Raw genomic sequence first — 21552 nt, forward strand, 5'->3', positions numbered from 1 at the left:
TCCGCGCTCCTCGATGTGGAAAACGCGGCAAACGCTTGCCCCGCTGAACGCCGTGAGATACGGTGCGGAGCAAGTTTCGGTCTCCTCACCGGCCCGTAAGGCCGAGTGTCCGAAACGGATGTGGGAGTCTCAGTCCAGGCGCCACAAGACCGCACTGCCTCTCGCTCACCCAACCCGCTTGGTGCGGATGCTTGCGTCACGCTGGGTCTCGCGATCGCCGCACCGTCCCTCGCTGCCGCGCTTGGGAAAGCGTCGAGCTACGAGTTCACCGACCCCCATTTCCATCGTTTGAACGCGTTCGGCAACCGCCGTGACGCAGCTCGATATCTTTCTGGCCGGCGCGAAGAGGAACAGTGGAACGGTTACTTCCGTCAGCGGAGGGCTGTCGCATCGCACGCATGCCTTCTCTGCGGAGCAAAGGGCCCAAGGGGGTCAGGAGAACACCATGAAATCACTCGAGCGAAGAGCTCAACTGCCGGGCCTGCTGGCGATGGCCATGACTCTCATTCTGGGTGTGTGCGCATCGGGCCCGGTGACCGCCGCGACCAAGAGCTCGAAGTCGTCCAAGCAGGCGGCGACGCGCACCGAGCACGATCTGCTGGGTGAGAAGCAGATCCCCGCCAATGCGTACTACGGCGTGCAAACACTGCGCGGAATCGAGAACTTCCAGCTGTCCGGCGTGACCATCGATCACTATCCGGGTTTCGTCGAGGCGTGGGCGATCGTGAAGCTGGCGGCCGCGCGGGCCAACACGGAAGTCGGCGCGATGAAGCCGGAGCGTCTGGCGATGATCGAGAAGGCCTGCAAGGCGGTGATGGACGGCAAGTATCACGACCAGTTCAAGGTCGACTGGTACCAGGGTGGAGCCGGCACCTCCACCAACATGAACGCCAATGAAGTGCTGGCGAACGTCGGCCTCGAGCTCGGTGGCCACAAGAAGGGGCAATACCAGTATCTCGAGCCCCACGATGACCTCAACATGTCGCAGTCGACCAACGACTCCTACCCCACCGCAATCAAGGTCGCGGTCATGCTGCGCAACGACAAGCTCGTCGAAGAGCTCAAGAAGCTGTCGGCCTCCTTCCGCGCCAAAGGCGACGCCTATCTCAGGATCGTGAAGATGGGCCGCACCGAGCTTCAGGACGCGGTGCCCATGACCGTGGGCCAGGAGTTCCACGCGTTCGCGGCCTCGCTCGACGCCGAAGTCGCCTTCTTGAAGGACGCGGAGAAGTACCTGTACGTCCAGAACATGGGCGCGACCGCGATCGGCACCGGCATCAACGTTCCCAAGGGCTACGTGGAGAAGTGCTCCGCGCAGCTTGCCCAGCTGACCAAGAAGCCGATCGTGCCGGCCGCTGACATGCTCGCCGCCACCTGGGAGCAGCAGGGCTTCGTGATCTACTCCTCGGCGCTGAAGAGCACGGCCATCAAGCTGTCGAAGATCGCGAGCGATCTCATCCTGCTCGCCTCGGGGCCGCGCGCCGGCCTTGCCGAGATCAACCTTCCGGCGATCCAGCCGGGTTCATCGATCATGCCCGGCAAGGTCAACCCAGTGGTCCCTGAAGTCGTGAACGTGGTCGCGTTCCGGGTCATTGGCAACGACGTCGGCGTCGCGCTGGCCGCGCACAGCGGACAGCTCCAGCTCAACGCCTACGAGCCGCTCGCCGGGATCAACATGATGGAATCCCAGCACCTGCTCCACAACGTGTCGCAGTTGCTGCGCACCAAGTGCGTCGACGGCATCACGGTGAACGAGAAGGTCCTAGCCCGCTACATGGAGACCACCGTCGGCATCGTCACCGCCCTGAATCCGGTGCTGGGCTACGAAAAGGCCACCGAGCTGGCCAACGAGGCCTACAAGAGCGGGAAGGGAGTCCTCGAGGTCATCCGCGAGAAGAAGATCTTGACCGAAGAGCAGATCACCGAGCTGCTCGATCCCATCAAGCTGACCAATCTGGACGTCAGCCTGTATCAACCCAAGTAGGCCGAGGAGGACGAGTCATATGAGAACGCTGCGTTGGATCAGTGCGTTGAGCGTCATGGCGGTGATCGCCGTCGGCGCGGCCTGCGCACAGACTGCGAAGTCGCAGACCAAGCCAGCCGCGAAGCCGAAGGTCATCATCGTCGCGACCGGTGGAACCATCGCCGGCTCGGCCAGCTCCGGAACGTCGGCGGGCTATCAATCGGGCGCGGTCGGCGTCGACATCCTCATCAACGCCGTCCCTCAGCTCAAGGACATCGCCACGGTCTCGGGCGAGCAGATCGCGAGCATCGGCAGCCAGGACATGAACGACGAGGTGTGGCTGAAGCTCGGCAAGCGCGTGAACGAGATCCTCGCCAAGCCGGACGTTTCGGGCATCGCGATCACGCACGGCACCGACACCATGGAGGAGACGTCCTACTTCCTGAACCTGGTGGTGAAGAGCGACAAGCCGGTGGTGCTGACCGGCTCGATGCGGCCCTCCACCGCGATGAGCGCCGACGGACCGCTCAACATCTACAACGCCGTGGCGATCGCCGGCGATCCCGCCGCGCGCGGCCGCGGCGTGCTGGTCACCGTCGACGACGACATCCATTCGGGGCACGACATCGTCAAGACCCACTCCACCGACGTCGGCACCATGGCATCGGGCGAGGCCGGGCTGATCGGCGCCACACTGTTCGGCAAGCAGACCTGGTACCGGATGCCGGCCTTCGTTCACACGCGGAAGAGCGAGTTCAGCATTGACGGCGTCAATGCTCTCCCCCGCGTGGACATCATCTACGCCCACGCCAACATGTCCCCGGACATCATCACCTCGGCGGTCGAGCACGGCGCGAAGGGGATCGTCATGGCCGGCGTGGGTGACGGCAACATGACGGCGCCTTCGGTCGAGGCGCTGAAGTCGGTGATCGCGAAGGGCGTCGTGGTCGTGCGCTCGTCGCGGACCAACGGCGGCATCATCCGGCGCAACATCGAGCTCAACGACGACGAGCTCGGGACCGTCGCCTCCATGGAGCTCAACCCGGCCAAGGCGCGCGTGCTGCTGCAGCTGGCGCTGTTGAAGACGCAGGACGCGAAGAAGATCCAGGACTACTACAACCGCTACTAGGCGCACCGAAGCAGCCGACCATTCCGCGGCTGCACCAGAACGCCCGGGCCTCGCTGCGATGACGTGGCGAGGCCCGGTATTCGAGGCATCGGGGTTCGCTTCCGCGCCCCGGATCGTTCAGGACCCGTGAGGGGATCGCAGCGTATGTCGCTTCCGTTCCGCGAGGCCGGCGGCCGCCGGACGAGCATCTCGAAGGTGTGGCGCTGGATCCCTCTGGGTCTGGCGTTCTTGCTTCTGTCGACGACCTCCTCCCCTTCACGGGGGCAGGAAGCGGCGGCGCCCGACCCGGCGGCGATGGACACCACGCTCGCGGCCGGTGAGGCGGATGCGCAGAAACCCGCCCAGCGAGGTTTGGCCAAGTACAACCACTGGGACTGGGGTTTCACCACGTTCCGGATCGGCTACGGCTTCCTGGTCGACTTCGTGACCCACAGGCAGGAAGACGTGGCCAAGGAGCAGGTGCTGACGAAGGACGACGCGGGGTTGCGCGACTTCCGCTTCATGTTCAAGGGAAAGCTCGCCACGCAGCGGGACATCACGTGGACTGCGGGCGTCATGTACGACGGCGGGACCAAGGACTGGCACATGCGCCAGACCGGATTCATGATCGCCGTGCCCGAGATCAACAGCCACTTCTTCATCGGCCGCACGAAGGAGGGCTACTCCCAGTACAAGCACATGGCCGGATACGACCTCTGGACCTTCGAGCGAACCCTGTTCCTGGATGCGTTCATTCCGATCCTGGGGGACGGCGCGAAGTGGATCTACAACATGCCCGGACATCGGCTGGGCTGGCAGCTCAGCTACTTCAACGACGCGACCTCCGAGAAGGAGAAGTTCGCCACCTACGACCAGCAGGTCGTGGCGCGCGTGACCTTCTTGCCCATTTTCTCCGAGGCCAACAAGGAGCTGATGCACATCGCGGTGATGGGCCGCGACGTCAAGCCCGACGAGGGCCAGTTCCAGGCCCGCTCGCGGCCGGAGTCCTACCTCACTCCGTACTTCGTCGACACCGGCAAGTTCCCCTCGGATCACGCGCGCACCTTCGGACTCGAGGCCTACTATCGCAAGGGTCCGTGGCTCTATGGCGCCGAGTACGGCTGGCAGAGGATGGACGCCCCAACCGTCGGGGACCCGTCCTTCCAGGGCGGCAACGTCACGATGGTATGGCTCGTCACCGGCGAGACTCGGGGCTACAACAACGTCAGCGGCTACTTCAACGCGGTCTCGCCCAAGCGGACCATCTTCGAAGGCGGGCCAGGCGCGTTGGAGACGTCTTTGAACCTGTCGTACATGGACCTCGACAGCGGGACGCTTCGGGGTGGCAAGTTCTGGCGGATCACGCCGGCGGTGAAGTGGCACATGATGGACTACCTGCGGATCGAGCTGGCCTACGGGTATGGCGTGCTCGACCGCTTCGACCAGCAAGGCGCCACGCACTTCTTTCAGGGGCGATTCATCACCGGACTCTAGAACTCGTCGCGCTCCTCCCGATCCGCCTGATCGTCGATCTCGTCTCCCAGCGTGCCCTGGCGATCGTCCCTGCGCTTGGCTTCGTCGGGGTAGCTCTCGCCTTCCTTGGTTCTCGGATCGCCGTGGATTTCCCGGTCCACCGGTCGCGAGGCCTGGGCGGCGGACTCTTCCTCGCCGGCTAGGGCCGCATCTCCCCCGTAGCCACCCGTTCCGGTGCTGGCGTCGATTCCCTTGTCCCCTCCACCACCCTCCTCGTTCCCAGGGTCGATCTCACCCGCTTGCGAACGATCGCTTCCTTCGAGAGCGCTCTCCCACGGGTTGATGGGAGGGGTCAGCGTCTTCTTTCTGTGTGCCTTCGGCATCATGAGCCTCCTTGGTCCGGCCTCTGCTCGCCGTGGCTGCAAGGAGACTGCCGCAATGCAAGTGATTGTTGCGTAACGATCAGTCGCCGGTTATCTCGAGCGATCTTGTAAGGATTACTTCCTGGAAGCCGCGAGCTTCGCGACCAGACCGTAGTGATCGGAAGCCCACACACTGTCGGGACCGACGCCGCGGAAGATCAGCTCGGTCGCGACCGGCAGCAGCTTCGGCCTCGCTTTCTTGTCGACGAAGACGTGATCGATGACGCCCGGGTCGGGCCCGAAGCGCTTGTTGTAGGTGCTGGCTTCGTCGCGCGTCGCCTTGGGATGAACGGCGCGAAACGCATCGACGTAGCGTGGGGTCAAGAGACCCATCTCCGGCGTGTGCAGCTCGGCGTTGAAGTCCCCGGCCAGCACCACCGGCCCCTCCCCGCGCGTCGAGTCCACGTAGGCGAGCAGGTGGCGAATCTGCTTCGCGCGGATTGGTCCGCCCTCCGGCGTATGGTGGAGATGCGTGGAGTAGGCGTCGATCCTGCGACCTCGCCATTCGAACCGCACGTGCGCGACGGCGCGGTAGTCGTCCGCCGGATCGAGATTCCGCTCGCCGCTGGCCAGCACCCGGTGGGGCGTGAGCACGGCGTTCCCGTAGCGCTTGGGACGTTCGGGGCCATCGACGCTCGCGAACTGCATCCGGCAGCCCAGGCTGTCGGCCAGCGTCTCCGCTTGATTGCGGAGACTCGGGTTCTGCAGCACCTCCTGAAGGCACAGGACATCAGGCCGGATTCGCCGCAGCTCGCCGAGGATCACGCTCAGCCGCTTGGGCCAGTCGTGCTGATCGTGCCAGAGGTTGAGCGTCACCACCGTGAGCGTGTCGCCGGTTCGGGCCGCAGCCTCGGTGGGCTGCAGGCCGAAGGCGAGTGCGATGGCGATCGCCACGCGAGCGCTCACCGCCGGCCCGGCCCATGAACCGCCCGCCCGATTCGGTGCATGAGGTCAGGTGTGCCACATCTCGAGCCGCGACCGCAACCGCGGGCCGGCGCCTGGAGAGCTACGCCGCGATGCGCTTGGCCTGGGTGAGCCCGAGCTTCCAGCGCTCGAAGCGCTCGAAGTGCGCGGTGGACATCCGGCCCATGAGCTCGAGATCGCTCATCTGAACGCGAACCTTGATCGAGCGGCCGAGCCATGAGGTGCCGCGCGCCTCGATCCAGATGTCGCCGCGCTTCTCGAGCCGCACGGCATGGGGGCCGAGCAGGCCGATGACCCCCTCCGCATAGAGACCCAGGCGGTTCTCTTGCGGGCGCCAGACGCCGGTCCAGAATACGACGACGTTTTGGTCCGTCTTCTCCTTGCGCTTCGACAGGTCCCGGATCACCTCTTCGAGGCGGGCGATCGCCGGTGGGTCGTTGCGGGTGAAGCGCGCGGTGTTCCATGTGGCGAGACGGCGGATGCCCCAGCCGATCTGCACCAGCCCGGTGAAGATCGACTTGCCGGCGGCGCTCGGACGATCGTGGTCCATCCACACCCACGCCAGAGCGCTGAAGAGGCCGGTGAGGATCATCGCGGCCCCATCCACGAGCATGCCGTTGAGGGAAGGCCGCCAGAGATTCCAGAGCCCGGCCAAGGTGAGCCCCACGCCGACGATCACCAGCGGCACGAACGGAGCCGCCATGCCGCACGCGAGCGCGATCGGGCCGATGATGGCTTCGAACCAGGCGAGCCACCGCACCGATCGCTTCATCGAGACGCGGTAGGCGGCGTCGTCGAGTCGATTCCAGTCCGGAAGGTCGTGCAGCGAAAGCTCCGATCGCGGCTGAGCCCGGGGAGGGCTATGGAGTCATCGTCACGAAAGCTCGCGAGGTTGAGCCGCTCTCCTACACACGCGCCGGCTTTCCGCCGACGATCAGCTCACCCAGGCGTCCGCTCATTTCACCCTCTGCCGGACGCGCGAGGGGGTCAGTGGGAAGCTTCGAGCTTGCTCGCCGAGAGCCTGGCCAGTTGCGGCGAGAGCCGCAATGCCTCGCGGTACTCTGCCATCGCCTTCTCCATCCTGCCGGCCTTCTCATAGCCGGCAGCGAGCGCTTCCCGCGCCCGGTACGAGCGAGGCGACCGCTCGACCGCGAGCTCGAGCACTGTGATACCGGCGGCCGTCCGGCCCTCGTCGCCCATCAGCGTCTGTCCCACGGAGATCAGCCCAGCCTCGCTGATCACGAAGTCGGCGGGTCGAGCATGGGCGGCATCGGCCAGTCTCCGGTAGAGCCGCTTCAGCGAATCCGGTCCCACCCCTCCGCGTGCGGCGGCCAGGAGGCGGTTGGGGATGCTGACCGGATAGCGAAACGGCTCCTGCATCCATGCGTGGACGATCTTGCGGAACGGGAATTCCTGGTCGCTGTCGTTGGCGAGCTGGACGATGACCAGGCGCGACGGCGGATGGACGTAGATGCGCTGCCCCCTCGAGCCGTCCGCGAAGAAGTCCCGCTCGGCATCCCAGTTCTGCAATGGGATCCACCAGTAGTGCTGGTGCTGCATCTGCCACCACGTGACGACTTCGGGCTCGGTGCGCGCGGTGTCTCGCGTCGTCGATGCGGCAACCCAGTCGTGAGGCACGATCTGGACCCCGTCCGCCTTGCCGCCATCCAGGTAGAGGCGCCCGAACTTCGCCAGGTCACGTGCGGTCGCATTGAGTCCCGATGAGGCGCTTTCGCGACCATCCTTTCGATCGAGGTCCCAGCTCGCGTCGTGCTCGGCGCCGATCGGCTTCCAGATTCCCGCTTCGAGCTGCTCGGCGAGCGTCTTCCTGGTCGCGCTGGCGAGCGCCCATCCCAGCGCCTCGGTGTCGCTGTCCTTGTAGGCCCAGCGAACGCCCGGCGGGTCTTCGCGCTTCTGCCCGAGCAGCGCCTTGTCGCGGTTGGTGGCGTAGTAGAACTGCGCGTCGTCGGATCGGAGGTCGTGGAAAGCGCTGCCGTTGGTCCGCGTGTACGCGATCCCGGACTGCATCCCCAACAGTTGCCGGAGCGTGACGCCGGCGTAGGCCGCATGGTTCGCGAGCTCGGGAACGTAGGCGGTCACCGAATCGTCGAGGCTGCGAATCGCGCCGCTCGCGATCGCGCGCCCGAGCAGCGCCGACGTGACCGACTTGGTCACGGAGAACGAAGACGACGTGGTGGAGGCGTCGTAGCCGTCGAGGTAGCGCTCGTAGAGGATCGTATCGTCCCGAACGATGATGAACGCGCGGGCCTCCCGCCGCTGCAGATACTCGGCGAGCGGTCGCATCTGCATGTCGACGTCACGGACCGTCACGGTGTCGAAGTTCACGTGGCCCGGGGGTGCGATCACCCATCCGGCGGGCCGCTCCGGGCGGTGGACGATCCGCTGCGGAAAGATCTCGCGCGGCCGGTCCGCGGCCGGATCGCGATGGCGGAGAATGCGCATCGTCGTGCAGCCGTGGGTCAGGCAGGCCAGCAACGCGACGCCCACGAGCGACGCCAGGCGAGGGGCTCTCCGGGTCTTTCGAGCCCGGCGCGACTTCGCCTTCGGCATGAATGCCCTGAGCACGAGCCGCGACAGGGCCGCCCAGTCTCCGGCGGCGGAAGGCACGCGGCGCCGGCGCAGCAGGAAGCCGTGATAGGCGTAATAGAAGAGGTCCGCCAGGTCGCGACGTCCGGTGAGGCGGCGGAAGAGCTGCATCCGCTTCTGCTCGGCGAGCTGGGTGCGCTTCGCGACGTGGGCATCGAGAGCGGCCCACGAGAAGATCGCGGCATCCGAGGCGGACTCCCCTCGCTCACTCGAGAGATTCCTGCGCCCGAGCTCCTCCACGATCGCGGGAAGCGCGTCCAGCGGGCGGGCGCTCTTCAGGGCATCGGTCAGGATCTGGGCTTCGTCTTCCCATTCGCGAAGCAGGATCTCCATGAGCTCCCGGCGGTCCTTGAAGTGCCAGTAGAAGCTTCCCTTCGTCACGCCCAGCGTGCGCGCGAGCGCCTCGACGCGCACACCGTGCGGCCCGCGGTGGAGCAGAGCGAGCCGCGCGGCGCGTAGCCAGTCTTCTTTCGTTCGCGGGGTGGCCATACGGTTGCGTATGGTGACAGCCACCGCATGGGCTCGTCAATACGGTGCCGTATGGTTTCTCTCCGCGCTCGTCGCCCTCGCGGGCGATCCGCCCGGATTCCGGGCCGTCTGGCTTCCGGACTGGCCTTCGAGAACGATGGACCTCGGGCCTGGTGTCGCGTCTCTGCAGACCGCGCCTGACGGATGTGAACACCGACCGGTCCGAATCCGGTGGCGATCGCTTGCCCTCGCTAAGTCGTTGCGATAGCGTGCGCGCAGTTTTGGCTCTCCTCGTCGGGCCGCATCGAATGTCCGAAACGGAGCTTGGGGGGTCTGCTTGTCAGGCACAGGCGCCACAAGGTCCACACCGCCTCTCGCTCACGCATCCCGCTCGGTGCGGGCCGTATGCACATTGGTGGGTCTCGCGATCGCCGCGCCTTCCCTGGCCGCCTCTCCAGGGAAAGCGTCGCGCTATGAGTTCAACGACGCCCATTTCCATCTGACGAACTACGTCCAGGAAGGCATCGACGTTCGCAAGTTCCTGGACATCATGGGCACTCGCGTCGGGCGCTCCACGCTGTTCGGAATTCCGCTCCAGCAGCAGTGGTCGTACCGGATCTCGGGCGACAGCGCGCCAACCTACTACCTGGATACCGATGCGCGGCTCTACTACTACTCGTTCACCGATGCCGCGATCGCGATGGCCTATCGGTCGCTCAGCCCCGCTCAGCAAGCCCGGCTCGACCCGATGATCACGGGCTTCAACCCCACCGACATGTATGCGGCCGACCACATCCGCCGCGTCCTCCTCACGTTTCCCGGCGTCTTCACCGGGATCGGCGAGTTCACCATCCACAAGGAATTCGTCTCCTCGAAGATCGCGGGCGATGTCGCGAGCCTGACCGACCCGGCGCTCGACCGGATCCTGGACTTCGCCTCCGAGGTCGGTATGGTGGTGATCCTTCACAACGACGTGGACCGGCCATTCCCGAAGAAGGGCGCGCCGCCGACTTTCCTCGCCCAGCTCCGGCAGGTATTCGCCAAGCACCCGAACAGCCTGGTCATCTGGGCACACACCGGGCTCGGCCGGATCATCCAGCCGGTCGAGGACCACGTCGGGATGATCGAGAGCCTGCTGCAGGATCCGGCCTACAAGAATCTCTCGTTCGACATCTCCTGGGACGAAGTCGCCAAGTACGCAGTCTCGAGTCCCGAAGCCACGCGCAAGACCGCGGCGCTGTTCAACAAGTACCCGGATCGCTTCCTGTTCGGGACGGACACGGTCGCGCCCGCGGGTCCCAAGCCGTACTACGCCGTGTTCGAGATGTGGAAGCCGGTCTTCGACCTGGTGGCCAAGGAATCCAGGGACAAGATCCTGAAGGGGAACTACGAGCGGATATTCGATCAGGGTCGCAAGAATGTCCGCGCATGGGAACGGGCCCAGATCGCAGCGCTAAAGCAGCGCACCGAGCAGGCCCGCAAGTGATGAGGGGCGCAATGAAGAGAGCGTTGCAGCCGTTGCTGATGGCAGCCTTGGTCGGCGGATGGGTCCTTTCGACTCATGCCGCGGCGCAGGCCCAGACGACCTTCGACGTCTATGGCTTCGTCATGACGGACATCGGCTTCAATGACATCGGCGTCGACCCCGAGTGGTTCGACGTCCAGCGGCCTACCAAGCTTCCGTCGTTCGAGGACGAGTTCGGCGACGAGGGCAGCGCGTTCTTCAGCGTCCGGCAGACGCGCTTCGGAGTGAAGACCACGACCCCGACCGATATGGGCGACCTGAAGACCCAATTCGAATGGGAACTCTTCGGGACGGGCGTCGATGCAGGCCAGACCACGCTCCGCCTGCGCCATGCCTACGGCGAGCTCGGGAAGTTCGGAGCAGGGCAGACCTGGAGCCCGTTCATGGACATCGACGTGTTCCCCAACACGGTCGAGTACTGGGGTCCGAACGGCATGGTCTTCTTCCGCAACGTGCAGTTCCGGTGGATGCCGATCCAGGGCGAGACCCGGATGACGATCGCGCTCGAGCGCCCGGGCGCCAGTGGTGATCAGGGCGTCTACGCGGACAAGATCGACTTCGCCGGCATCACCCCTCGCTTCCCGCTCCCTGATCTCTCTGCGGAGTTCCGCAAGGCCTTCAGCAGGGGTTACGTGGAGCTTTCGGGGATCGTTCGCAAGATCGAGTGGGAGGACCTGTCGGGCGGGCCGCTGGACCTGTCCGGCGACGTCACCGGATGGGGTGTTCACGTCAGCTCGAATCTCAAGATCCGGCCGGAAGACGTGCTGCGTCTGTCCTTCGTGTACGGCGAGGGCATCGAGAACTACATGAACGATGCGCCGGTCGATGTCGGCACCGAGCCGAATCCGGGCGACCCCATCACCCCGATCGTGGGCGTGGCGCTTCCGGTGACGGGAGTGGTCGCGTTCCTCGACCACAACTGGAATAGCCAGTGGGCGACTTCGGTCGGCTACTCGATGGTGGAGATCGACAACTCCGAAGGCCAAGCCCCCGACGCGTTCAAGAAGGGGCAGTACATGCTGGCCAATCTGATGTTCATGCCGGTCAGCAGCGTGATGATGGGCGTGGAAGGCGGATGGATCCACCGCGAGAACAACTCGGATGGGTTCGACGTGGACCAGTACCACGTCCAGGCGTCCTTCAAGTACAGCTTCGCCACCACGCTGGGGCGGTAGCGAACTGGGTTGAGCATCTGAAGGTCGCGTGATCGTGCCAGGCGGAGCGGCGCCCCCGCTGGCTTTGGGAGTGAGGCGTCATGGTTGGAGGTGCAGCATGAGACGACAAGATGGCATCGGCACGATCGCGCGGCCCTGGATGCGGTGGATCGCTTTGGCGGCGATGGCTGGCACGCTGGCGAGCGTGCCGGCCTTCGCGCAGAAGAAGTCCTCGTCGGCGTATCAGAACGCGCTCAACGCAGCCCACGCCAAGTTCAAGAACCTGCAGGAAGGCAAGAACGCGGACTACATCCCCGCCCTCGCGGAGGTCGATCCGAACATCTTCGGGATCGCCTTGGTGACCACGGACGGGAAGGTCTACACCACCGGCGACATCGCTTCGGAGGTTTCGATCCAGTCGATCTCCAAAGTCTTCACGATGGCGCTGGTGATGGAGGAACAAGGCGCCGACGCGATCGCCAACAACATGGGGGTCGACGCCACCGGGCAGGTTTTCAATTCGATCGTGGCGGTGGAGCAGTACAGGGGCTCCGAGATGAACGCCATGGTGAACCCCGGTGCGATCACCGCGACCAGCATGGTGAAGGGATCCTCGCGCGACGAGATCTGGAACAAGATCCTCAGCTTCTATGGCGACTTCGCCGGCCGGAAGCTGGCGGTGAACCAGCCGGTATTCAAGTCCGAGGCCGAGACCAACCAGCGCAACCAGGCGATTTCGATGCTCATGTACGCCTATGGGCACATCAAGGACAACCCGCTCCAGGCCTGTGACATCTACACCGAACAGTGCGCGGTCAACGTCAACGCCAAGGACCTGGCGATGATGGCGGCGACGCTGGCCAATGGCGGCAAGAATCCGGTGACCAAGAAGCAGTGCATGAACGCGGGGAACGTCCCCAAGGTGCTGGCGGTCATGGCGACGGCGGGTCTCTACGACGATTCCGGCAAGTGGCTCTTCACCACCGGGCTGCCGGCCAAGAGCGGCGTGGGCGGCGGGATTCTGGCGGTGTCGCCGGGCAAGTTCGGCGTGGCCGTGATCTCTCCCCCGCTGGATGCGGCGGGCAACAGCGTCAAGGCGCAGAAGGCGATCGCGGAGATCTCGAACGCCGTGGGCGGCAATCCGTACGCATCCGGAGCGAAGAACCTGACGGCGTCCAAGTAGCTGCAGAAAGATCGGGCTTCACACCCGAACCCCAATGACCTGTGTTCGCTCCGCCGGAGGATGATCCTCGGATCCAGCCTCCGGCGGTTCTTTGTGATCGCGATTCGGTGAATTGGCCAACGATTGCGAGCGACTTCTGAATTCGGCTCCCGCCACTCTCGGAGGATCCATCGATGAAGGGCCTGCATTCTGTCAGTCCCTGGATATGCGTTGCCGCGCTGATCCTGATCACGGGCGCTCTCGTCCCCCACTCCGCCCGTGCCCAGGACGAGGCGGGGACTCCGCCCGACACGAGCGGTCTCGTGAAGGCCGACACGTACGCGAACATGACTGCGGGTGAGTTCACCCCCGCCCAGGGATTCGACATCATCAGGACGAGACGCGGCAGCCTGAACATCAGTGCCTACGGGCTGTTCCGGTATCTCGGTCAGTTCCCGGCGAATCAGACGTTCACCGATCACCTCGGCCGCACACGCCTGGTCACGACGAAGAACGACATCAACTGGCACCGAACGTTCGTGTGGGTCACTGGGTTCCTGGGTGATCCGAAGTTCCTCTACAACATCTCCATCTGGTCGCTGGCTTCCACCGAGCAGACGCTGCTGTTCGGCAATCTCCAGTACCGATGGTCGAAGCCGCTCGTGTTCGGAGTCGGCCTGGGCCCGAACAACACCAACCGCTCGCTCCAGGGCTCATGGCCGTTTTGGGCGGGGAGCGATCGGCAGATGACCGAGGAAGCCTTGCGAGGCGGGTTCTCGTCCGCGGCCTGGGTCTCGGGCCAGCCGATCAATCGCATGTGGTACAAAGTGTCGATCAACCGAAGCCTCAGTCAGCTGGGCATCACCGCGGCCCAGGACAACCGCGACTTCGCGTACAGCGGCAGCGTCGTGTGGATGCCGACGACGGGAGAGTTCGGCCCACGCGGGGGGCTCGGAGACCTCGAGTACCACGAAGATCTGGCGACCCGCTTTGGCGCTTCCGCGTGCACCGCCCGGGAAGGCCGTTACGCCCCGAACGATCAGGCGCCCAGGCACTCGCAAATCAGGATGTCCGACGGTGTCAATCCGTTCGAAACCGGTGCGCTCGCAGACACCGTGACGGTCGAGAAACTCACCTACCAGAACCTGTCTCTGGACGCCGGATTCAAGTACCGGGGGTTCTCGTTCCAGGGCGAGTACACCATGCGCAAGCTCTCGGACTTCAGCGCGACGAGCCCGGTGCCCGTGAGCTCACTATTCGACCACGGATTCTTCATGCAGGCCATGCACATGGTCGTTCCCAAGCGTCTTGGCGTGTATGCGGCGACGTCGTACATCATGGACGACTTCAAACGATATCCGTGGGAAGTGGCGGCCGGTGCCAGCTACTACCCGTTTGGCAGTCGCAGTTGGCGGCTGAACCTGCACCTGATTCACGTCGAGAAGTCCCCGGCCGGCTCCAGCTTCGGCTACTACGTGCCGGGTCAGACCGGCAACATCATCTCGATCGGGACGGACATCCTGCTGTGAGGATCAGGACTGTCCTGTTGCTGGTCGCATGCGTGGCCGCCGCGATATCCGCGCCTTCTTCCGTGGGTGCCCAGAGCACGAGGAAGGCGGCCAAGGCGCCCACTCTCTCCTCCCAGCTGGCGGAGCAGAGAAAGCGCATCGACCAGCAGCAGGCATTGATCGAGCAGCAGCGGGCGCTGATCGAGGCCCTCACGTTCGCGGGCGACAGCCTCGAGACCACGATCGCGGCACAGACGGCGCGCCTCATGGCGATGGACTCGGTGCTGGCGACGATGCGAACTCGACTCGAGATCATCGAGAGTCAGTCGAGCTTCCCTGCCTGGGAGGACACGCTCGAGGCGCGCATCCGAAAAGTCGAGGAGGCGACCCAGAAATCTCCCGAGCTTCCTCCCGACGTCGTTTCGGCCGGAGACTTCCCCGGGTCGATCCGCATCCCGGGGACGGATGCCGCCATCAAGTTCGGCGCCCGGATCCGAACCGCGGTGGTGCTCACCCTGGATCCGCTCGGGACCGACGACCGCTTCCTCACGGCATCGATCCCCGTCGGTGTCCCGGACAGCGCGGGGGATGCCAGGCGGACCAACATCTCGGCACGAGCCAGCCGTCTGAACATCGAGTTCCGGACTCCGGCCGGCGTGCAGGAAGTGCGGGCGTTCTTCGAAGGCGACTTCGCGGAGCAAGAGACCAACGCGTTCCGTCTGCGACACGCTTATGCACAGTACCGTGGGTTCATCGTGGGGCAGACCTGGTCCACCTTCTCCGACCCCTGGATCAACCTCGAGGACCTGGACTTCGAAGGCGTCAGCTCCGAGAACGTGGTCCGCCAGCCGCAGCTCCGCTACTGGTGGACCAAGGGCAGGAACCGCTTTGCGGTCGCGGTCGAGACGCCGTTGGTCTCGATCACGGGTGGCGAGGGCGTGAACCTCTTCCCCGACGTCATCGTTCGGGAGTTCATCGGGTTCGAGGACGGCGGCCACCTGCAGCTTGCGGGGGTTGCGCGTCAGGTCCGTGGCGAGAGCACGCCCGGTGACGTCCGCTCGGATTGGGGCGTGGGCGGCAGCCTGAGCGGCGTGTTCAACGTTCCGGTCAAGGGGCTCACCGACCGCATCATGTTCCAGGTCAACGGCGGATCGGGTATCGCCCGGTACATCAACGACCTGAACTCGCTGGGTGGCCTGGACGCGGTCTTCGACCCTGCGACCGGAGATCTCAAAGCGATCAGCGCGCTCGGCTGGTTCGTGGGTTACGAGCATCACTGGAAGGAATGGCAGAAGGCCAACAGCATGAACCTGCGGTCGACCGTGCTCTGGAGTCTGGTGCAGGTCGACAACTACGATTTCCAGCCTCCCGACTCCTACGAGAAGACCAACCGCCTCGCCCTGAACCTGGTCTACTCGCCCTCCGGACGCGTCGACGTCGGCCTCGAATACATCTACGGCACCCGCCGGAACAAGGACGACCAGGCGAACCACGCGAACCAGTTCCAGCTCGTCGGGCTGTTCCGCTTCTGACCCGATCTCCTTCTCCGATTGCCTCAACGCCAGAGGCTGCACGCAACCCTCCAATCCTTACAAACTTTTGTAATCCATGGGGTTGGAAGGCATCCCTTGCAGCCGGCGGTGCGCGGCGGGGGTTCCCAGCGAGCGCCTTGTTTCACACGCCGATGCACCGGATGAAGGGGCTCGCGCATCCGACGCTTTCGAAGGGGCGCGACTCCTGCACATGGCGCTGAGCGGCCGCGGTCGGCTTGGCCGCGAGAGCTGCTGAAGGACTGGTCACGAACTTCTTCAGTCAGTGTTTGGGCGCGCCATAGTAGAATCGGGCAGGAGCAAGCGAGCTCCCCCCGCCCTCCACCATGGTGCTTTGACTTCGCGCGGGTGCCGAGTTGCCGAGCAGACATCTACTGGACTGGTATCAGGAACATCCAGTCGTTCGAGTCGCCACCTCACGCCGTGCCTGGCTTTCACTGGCCGGCGCGTCGTTCTTCGGGGTGTTGCTCTGGGCGGAGATCTCCACGTCCGCTCTCCAGGCCGAGCTTCTCGCCACGCTCAACTCCAACCTCTCTTATCGCATCGGTCCGGCCGCAAGCGCCGACGACGTGGTTCAGTTCCCGAGCCACGGTCCGCTCGACGAACGCCTCGGCTATACGCGTATCCCGAAATTCCGTAACACATTGGAGCGCGTCGGCTTCCACGTCATCGAGAGGGCCCGGGCGTCCAGTGCCCTGGTCGCGTTGACGCGAATGGGAATTGCGCCCCCCTATGCCGAGCCGGATACCGCCGGGTTCGTCATCGAAGGGGTCGGAAGGCAGCCGCTGTTTGCCGCCACCCCAGCGCCTCCGCGATTCGAGAGCTACGCCGAGATCCCGCCGCTGGTGGTCCACGCCCTGAGCTTCATCGAGGACCGCCGCATCGACGACCTCTCGGTCCCACGCCGCAATCCCGCCGTGGACTGGGCGCGACTGGGCAAGGCGATGCTCGTCCAGGGCGGTCGTTCGCTGGGGCTTCAGTTGCGGAACGAAGGCGGCAGCACGCTCGCGGTGCAGCTCGAGAAGTACCGTCATTCGCAGGAGGGCCTCACCTCATCGAGCGTCGACAAGCTCCAGCAGATCGTGGCCGCCAGCCTGCGCGCCTACCAGGACGGGACCGACACGCGCGAAGCGCGCCGGCGAATCGTGGTCGAGTACCTCAACACCATGCCGCTCGCGGCCGCGCCGGGGGTCGGGGAGATCCACGGCCTCAAGGATGGCCTGCGCGTGTGGTTCAACGCCGATCCGGAGGCGGTCTTCGAAGAGCTGAACAAGGAAACTCCTCCGGCATCGTCCGGCAAGAAGGCCGCGAAGAAGAGGCAGCAGGCGCTCGAGGATCGAGCCTGGGCCTTCAAGCACGTGCTGGCGCTCCTCTGCGCGGTGCGGGCTCCCAGCCAATACCTGCTCCGTGATCAAGCCGCTCTCGAGAAGCGGACGAACGGCTATGCCTTCCTGCTCGAGCGTGAGGGCGTGATCGACTCCAGCCTCGCCCGCCGGGTGCGCGCGACGCCGCTCGCGATCGCGGTGCATGCACGGCCGACTCCGGCTCGCTTCGTGGTCGCTCCCGAGAGAAAGGCGCCCAATCTGATCCGGAACGAGGTCAGGCGACTGCTCGGGACCAAGGACTTCTATGAGCTCGACCGACTGCACCTCAACGTCGAGAGCACCTTGGACGTGAAGCTCCAGAATGCGACCACCGCTCTGTTCGACAGCCTGGCCGACGCGGATTACGTGGCCGCCCACGGCCTGATGGGGCCGCATCTCCTCGAAAGCGGCGACCCTTCCGCGGTTCGCTACACGCTGCTCCTCTACGAGAGCACCCCCGACGGGAACCTGTTGCGCGTCCATGCCGACAACCTCGAGCGTCCGCTGGATCTCAACCGGGGCGTCAAGCTCGAGCTGGGGAGCACGGCCAAGCTGCGCACCCTGGCGCACTATCTCGAGGTGATGGCCTCGCTCCACCAGGGGATGTCCGATCTGCCGGAGGACGTCCTCCAGGAGAGAATGGCGACGGCGCAGGACAAGCTCACGATGTGGGCCGCGGGGACGCTGATCGACCATCCCGGCGTCGGCCTCGAGGATTTCCTGGAGCTGGCGATGGACCGCGAGTACTCGGCCAATCCTGGCGAGTGGTTCTTCACCGGCGGCGGCATGCACCAGTTCCACAACTTCGACAAGTCGGACAATGGCCGCAAGCTGACGGTGCGTCAGGCGACGGTGCGCTCGACCAACCTGGTGTTCATCCGATTGATGCGCGATCTGGTGAAGTACCACGCGGCTCGGCTGCCTTACGACGCCCGTACCGTGCTCACCGACGTTCGTGACCCGCTGCGCCGGCAGATGATCGAGGAGGAGGCCGACGCCGAGGCGCGCGCGGTGGTCAACATCGCCTATCGCGATTTCCAAGGGAAGAGCGAGGCGCAGATCGTGTCCCGCATTCTGGGGCCGGATCCACCGTTCCGCCGGATGGCGATGCTCTACTTCGCCTGGCACCCGGGCGCGAGCGCCGACTCGTTGAGTCGCTGGCTGGCGACGCTCACGGGTGAACCCGCGATCGCGGCCGACGTCTCGCCGCGGCTCAAGCAGGCCTTTGGCAAGCCGAACCTGACGATGTCGGACTACGGCTACCTGCTCGACACCCACCCACTCCGCCTGTGGTGCGCAGGCCGTCTCGTGGCACAGCCGGAGATGGATCGTGAAGAGCTGATGGCGCACAGCGAACCGTCGCGGCGCGAGGCCTCGGCGTGGCTGCTCGGCACCCGCCACCGCAGCGCCCAGGACCGCCGGCTCCGCACCCGCATCGAGCGCGATGCCTTCGCCCGCATGGCGCCTTCGTGGCGCCGGCTCGGCTTCCCGTTCGAGAGCCTCGTGCCTTCGTATGCCACGGCGATCGGCAGCTCGGCCGACCGCCCGACGGCCTTGGCGGACCTGATGGGAATCATCGTCAACGACGGGCTGTTCCGGCCGGTGCGCTGCCTGGAGCGGCTGCGGTTCGCCACCGAGACACCCTATTACACCGCGCTCGAAGCGGCGCCGGACTCGGCGCAGCGCGTGATGCCGGCCGAGGCCGCGCGAGTGCTGCGCGGAGTCCTGGCCCAGGTCGTCGAAGAGGGCACGGCGCGACGGATCCGCGGCGTGTTCGCGGAGAACGGCGATACGCTGGTAGTCGGCGGCAAGACCGGCTCGGGCGACAACCGCTATCTGACCCGCAGCGGGCGGCCGTCGTCCATGCGCCATGTGAGCCGCACGGCGGCGTTCACCTTCTATCTTGGCGACCGCTACTTCGGGGTGCTGACCGCGTCGGTCCAGGGTCCGCAGGCCCTGCAGTACGGCTTCACGAGCTCGCTGCCGCTCAGTGTGCTCAAGCTGCTGGCGCCGGCGATCGAAGAGCGTCTCGCCGCGGGTCACGCGACTCAGCCGCCGGCCGCGACCACGGCCGCCCCCTCCGGCCGGATGCTGGCGAACAAGACGTTGCGAAGCACCCGGGAGTAGGTCGCGCTTCAGGGATGGCCTGAATCGGCCGATATCTTCGAACGGAGGCTTCCATGTCCCGTTCGATTGCCCGGGTCGCGGCCGCCGGCCTCATGCTCGCCCTGACCTCGCTGGCCTGTGGGAAGGACGAGGCCACGAATCCATCCTCGTCGAAGGAATTGGACTCCCCCGCGCTGCTCGGCGCGACCGCGGGGAGCCAGAACTACATCCACACCTTCAGCCACGAGGGCGCCTTTCCCTATCACTGCCGGTACCACACCACCTCGCACCATCGGATGGCCGGCACGGTGACGGTGAGCGCGTCGGGACCTGAGTCGGTCTTCGTGTCGATCACGATCGGCGAGTTCCAGCCGCAGAACGCCACCGTGAGAGCGGGCGGCCACGTGCGCTGGCAGAACTTCGACGACGGCGTCCACCACACGGTGACCAGCGACTAGAGTCCTCGCTTTCGTCGAAACTCCACCGACTGGCGCCGCGAGAACGCCACCGTGCGACCATCGCGCAAATGTGCGATCAGCTCGAGCCGGATGCCGGTATCAAAGCGCTCGACGTGATCGAGGTTGAGGATCATGCTGCGGCTGGCGCGGAAGAAGTGATCCGGGTCGAGCCGTCGCTCGAGCGCGGCCAATGAGTGCAGCAACAGCGGCCGGCGTTCGCCGAAGTGGAGCTGCACGTAGTTGCCCGCCGCCTCGATCACCGATACGTCACTCAGCGTCACGAGCCAGGCTTCCTGGCCGTCGCGAACCAGCAACGGCCGGGTCATCGACAGCGTGGATCCCATCGCGGCGCCCAGGCGCTGTCTGACGCGGTCGAGCGCCTGGGCGAGGCGAACGGGCGCGATCGGCTTGAGCAGGTAGTCGAGCGCCCCGAGGTCGAAAGCGCGGAGCGCGTGCTCGTCGTGGGCGGTCGTGAACACCACCTGCGGGGCGTCGTCCAGAGACTCCAGCAGCTGGAGGCCGGTGCGGGCCGGCATCTGGATGTCGAGGAAGAGGAGATCCGGCCCCAAGGCCTCCAGCGCCCGCTCGGCTTCGGCGGCGCCTCCGGCTTCGCCGACCACCTCGACGTCGCCGTGCGCGCTCAGGAGCCGCCGGAGCTCCCGACGCGCCAGCGGCTCGTCGTCGACGATCAGGGCCTTCATGCCGGCGGCTCCGCGGGAAGCGTCACCGCCGCCGTCACCATGCCGTTCTCGGCCGTGAGCTTCAGCGTGGCGCGTTCGCCATACAGAAGGCGCAGCCGCTCCTGGGCGTTGGCAAGCCCGATGCGGGTGCCGCCGGCGCCGCCCATCCGCCCCGGATTCGTGACCGCCAGGCTCATCGCACCGTTCGACTGGCGGGCGGACACCACCACCTCGCCTCCCTGGTCGCTGACCGCGATCCCGTGCTTGACCGCGTTTTCGACCAGCATCTGCAGGAGCATCGGCGGAAGCAGTTGGTCGCGCACCTGGGCATCCGCGTCGATGCGCCAGCGCAGCCGCTCCTCGAATCGGGCAGACTCGACGCGCAGATAGCTCTCGACCACGGTCAGCTCTTCGTCGAGCTTCACCCGCTCCCTCCGCCCGGCCTGGAGCGCGTAGCGCATCAGCTCCGACAGCTCGGTGACCAGGTCCCGCGCTCGCTCCGGATTCTCGGCGATGAGCGCGCGCAGCACGTTCATGGCGTTGAACAGGAAGTGAGGCTGGAGCTGAGCCGAGAGCGCGTCGAGCTGGGCCTCACGCGCGAGCACTTCGAGGCGCAGCCGCTGGATCTCGGTGTCCCGCCAGCGGAAGAACCAGTGGATGCCCACGTAGATCGCGGTCCACAGGATGAACGTGAAGATCCAGTTGAACGTGGTGGCGAACATCACCCCGGGCGTGCTGGTCTTCCAGGTGTAGGCTCGGGTCACGTAGAGGCCCGTCATCCACACCGCGATCTCGGTCACCAGGGCGGCCACCAGGACGCCCGCCACGAGACGCGGCGCCAGAGGGCCGAAGTCGAGCGCGAGCCAGCGGCGCCGCAGGATGAATCCGCGCCACAGATGCGAGACCAGCCCGCCGATCACGACGCCCAGCATCGTCGTGATCGCCATCCGCGCGTTGCCGAAGCCGAAGGCGCGGGACATGCCCACGCCCACGAGGCCGAACGCGCCCCAGCCGGCCACCTGACAGATCAGGTAGGCGCGGCCGGGACGCTGGAGGGTGGCCGGTCTCATCGAGCTCGTG

General features: G+C 65.6%; 16 protein-coding genes. 10 read left to right on the forward strand and 6 right to left on the reverse strand.

Annotated features, from left to right (window positions below):
* Positions 1–445: 445 nt before the first annotated feature.
* The 3 genes from VFQ05_03435 to VFQ05_03445 all read left to right on the forward strand — a co-directional run bounded on the left by VFQ05_03435 (position 446) and on the right by VFQ05_03445 (position 4565).
* Positions 446–1984 carry an aspartate ammonia-lyase gene (locus VFQ05_03435; protein HET9325801.1) on the forward strand — a complete coding sequence of 513 codons (1539 nt, stop codon included), beginning with the start codon at positions 446–448 and terminating at the stop codon, positions 1982–1984.
* A gap of 19 nt (positions 1985–2003) precedes the next feature.
* Complete coding sequence (locus VFQ05_03440) at positions 2004–3092, forward strand: type II asparaginase (GenBank protein HET9325802.1); 1089 nt, start codon at positions 2004–2006, stop codon at positions 3090–3092.
* A 144-nt stretch (positions 3093–3236) separates the two neighbouring features.
* Complete coding sequence (locus tag VFQ05_03445; protein ID HET9325803.1) at positions 3237–4565, forward strand: porin; 1329 nt, start codon at positions 3237–3239, stop codon at positions 4563–4565.
* Here the strand turns inward: VFQ05_03445 and VFQ05_03450 are convergent.
* The 4 genes from VFQ05_03450 to VFQ05_03465 all read right to left on the reverse strand — a co-directional run bounded on the left by VFQ05_03450 (position 4562) and on the right by VFQ05_03465 (position 8986).
* Complete coding sequence (locus VFQ05_03450; GenBank protein HET9325804.1) at positions 4562–4927, reverse strand: hypothetical protein; 366 nt, start codon at positions 4925–4927, stop codon at positions 4562–4564. The two genes, VFQ05_03445 and VFQ05_03450, sit on opposite strands and share 4 nt — an antisense overlap.
* Before the next feature lie 114 nt (positions 4928–5041).
* Positions 5042–5860, reverse strand: coding sequence for an endonuclease/exonuclease/phosphatase family protein (locus tag VFQ05_03455; protein HET9325805.1), 819 nt, complete (start codon positions 5858–5860; stop codon positions 5042–5044).
* Positions 5861–5972: 112 nt separating this feature from the next.
* Positions 5973–6662, reverse strand: a complete 690-nt coding sequence (locus VFQ05_03460) for a hypothetical protein (protein HET9325806.1) — start codon at positions 6660–6662, stop codon at positions 5973–5975.
* 215 nt (positions 6663–6877) lie between these two features.
* A complete protein-coding gene (locus tag VFQ05_03465; protein HET9325807.1) occupies positions 6878–8986 on the reverse strand; it encodes a serine hydrolase in 2109 nt (702 codons plus the stop codon).
* 394 nt (positions 8987–9380) lie between these two features.
* Between VFQ05_03465 and VFQ05_03470 the strand changes: the two genes are divergently transcribed.
* From VFQ05_03470 to VFQ05_03500, 7 genes are all read left to right on the forward strand, one after another.
* Complete coding sequence (locus VFQ05_03470; protein HET9325808.1) at positions 9381–10451, forward strand: amidohydrolase family protein; 1071 nt, start codon at positions 9381–9383, stop codon at positions 10449–10451.
* A gap of 11 nt (positions 10452–10462) precedes the next feature.
* Positions 10463–11665: a DcaP family trimeric outer membrane transporter gene (locus tag VFQ05_03475; protein HET9325809.1), complete on the forward strand. Its 1203-nt coding sequence runs from the start codon at positions 10463–10465 to the stop codon at positions 11663–11665.
* 97 nt (positions 11666–11762) lie between these two features.
* Complete coding sequence (gene glsA, locus VFQ05_03480; protein ID HET9325810.1) at positions 11763–12827, forward strand: glutaminase A; 1065 nt, start codon at positions 11763–11765, stop codon at positions 12825–12827.
* Between the two features lie 173 nt (positions 12828–13000).
* Complete coding sequence (locus VFQ05_03485; GenBank protein ID HET9325811.1) at positions 13001–14335, forward strand: hypothetical protein; 1335 nt, start codon at positions 13001–13003, stop codon at positions 14333–14335.
* Positions 14332–15846 carry a DcaP family trimeric outer membrane transporter gene (locus VFQ05_03490; protein ID HET9325812.1) on the forward strand — a complete coding sequence of 505 codons (1515 nt, stop codon included), beginning with the start codon at positions 14332–14334 and terminating at the stop codon, positions 15844–15846. Before VFQ05_03485 ends, VFQ05_03490 begins: the two co-directional genes overlap by 4 nt.
* 374 nt (positions 15847–16220) lie before the next feature.
* Positions 16221–19355: a transglycosylase domain-containing protein gene (locus VFQ05_03495; protein ID HET9325813.1), complete on the forward strand. Its 3135-nt coding sequence runs from the start codon at positions 16221–16223 to the stop codon at positions 19353–19355.
* Positions 19356–19408: 53 nt separating this feature from the next.
* Complete coding sequence (locus VFQ05_03500) at positions 19409–19792, forward strand: hypothetical protein (protein ID HET9325814.1); 384 nt, start codon at positions 19409–19411, stop codon at positions 19790–19792.
* Here VFQ05_03500 and VFQ05_03505 read toward each other — a convergent pair.
* On the reverse strand, positions 19789–20493 hold the full coding sequence (locus tag VFQ05_03505; GenBank protein ID HET9325815.1) for a LytTR family DNA-binding domain-containing protein: 705 nt from the start codon (positions 20491–20493) through the stop codon (positions 19789–19791). The genes VFQ05_03500 and VFQ05_03505 overlap by 4 nt on opposite strands.
* Positions 20490–21542, reverse strand: a complete 1053-nt coding sequence (locus VFQ05_03510; protein ID HET9325816.1) for a histidine kinase — start codon at positions 21540–21542, stop codon at positions 20490–20492. The genes VFQ05_03505 and VFQ05_03510 overlap by 4 nt, the downstream gene beginning before the upstream one ends.
* Positions 21543–21552: the final 10 nt, after the last annotated feature.

The sequence above is a fragment of the Candidatus Eisenbacteria bacterium genome, from assembly GCA_035712145.1.
Lineage (GTDB): Bacteria > Eisenbacteria > RBG-16-71-46 > RBG-16-71-46 > RBG-16-71-46 > DASTBI01.

Bases quoted from the DNA above. Each gene is read 5' to 3' on its own strand.
- VFQ05_03485 (HET9325811.1), top strand. From the start codon at position 13,001: ATGAAGGGCCTGCATTCTGTCAGTCCCTGGATATGCGTTGCCGCGCTG.
- VFQ05_03510 (HET9325816.1), bottom strand. From the start codon at position 21,542: ATGAGACCGGCCACCCTCCAGCGTCCCGGCCGCGCCTACCTGATCTGT.
- VFQ05_03505 (HET9325815.1), bottom strand. From the start codon at position 20,493: ATGAAGGCCCTGATCGTCGACGACGAGCCGCTGGCGCGTCGGGAGCTC.
- VFQ05_03440 (HET9325802.1), top strand. From the start codon at position 2,004: ATGAGAACGCTGCGTTGGATCAGTGCGTTGAGCGTCATGGCGGTGATC.
- VFQ05_03445 (HET9325803.1), top strand. From the start codon at position 3,237: ATGTCGCTTCCGTTCCGCGAGGCCGGCGGCCGCCGGACGAGCATCTCG.
- VFQ05_03435 (HET9325801.1), top strand. From the start codon at position 446: ATGAAATCACTCGAGCGAAGAGCTCAACTGCCGGGCCTGCTGGCGATG.
- VFQ05_03465 (HET9325807.1), bottom strand. From the start codon at position 8,986: ATGGCCACCCCGCGAACGAAAGAAGACTGGCTACGCGCCGCGCGGCTC.
- glsA (HET9325810.1), top strand. From the start codon at position 11,763: ATGAGACGACAAGATGGCATCGGCACGATCGCGCGGCCCTGGATGCGG.
- VFQ05_03460 (HET9325806.1), bottom strand. From the start codon at position 6,662: ATGAAGCGATCGGTGCGGTGGCTCGCCTGGTTCGAAGCCATCATCGGC.
- VFQ05_03475 (HET9325809.1), top strand. From the start codon at position 10,463: ATGAAGAGAGCGTTGCAGCCGTTGCTGATGGCAGCCTTGGTCGGCGGA.
- VFQ05_03500 (HET9325814.1), top strand. From the start codon at position 19,409: ATGTCCCGTTCGATTGCCCGGGTCGCGGCCGCCGGCCTCATGCTCGCC.
- VFQ05_03450 (HET9325804.1), bottom strand. From the start codon at position 4,927: ATGCCGAAGGCACACAGAAAGAAGACGCTGACCCCTCCCATCAACCCG.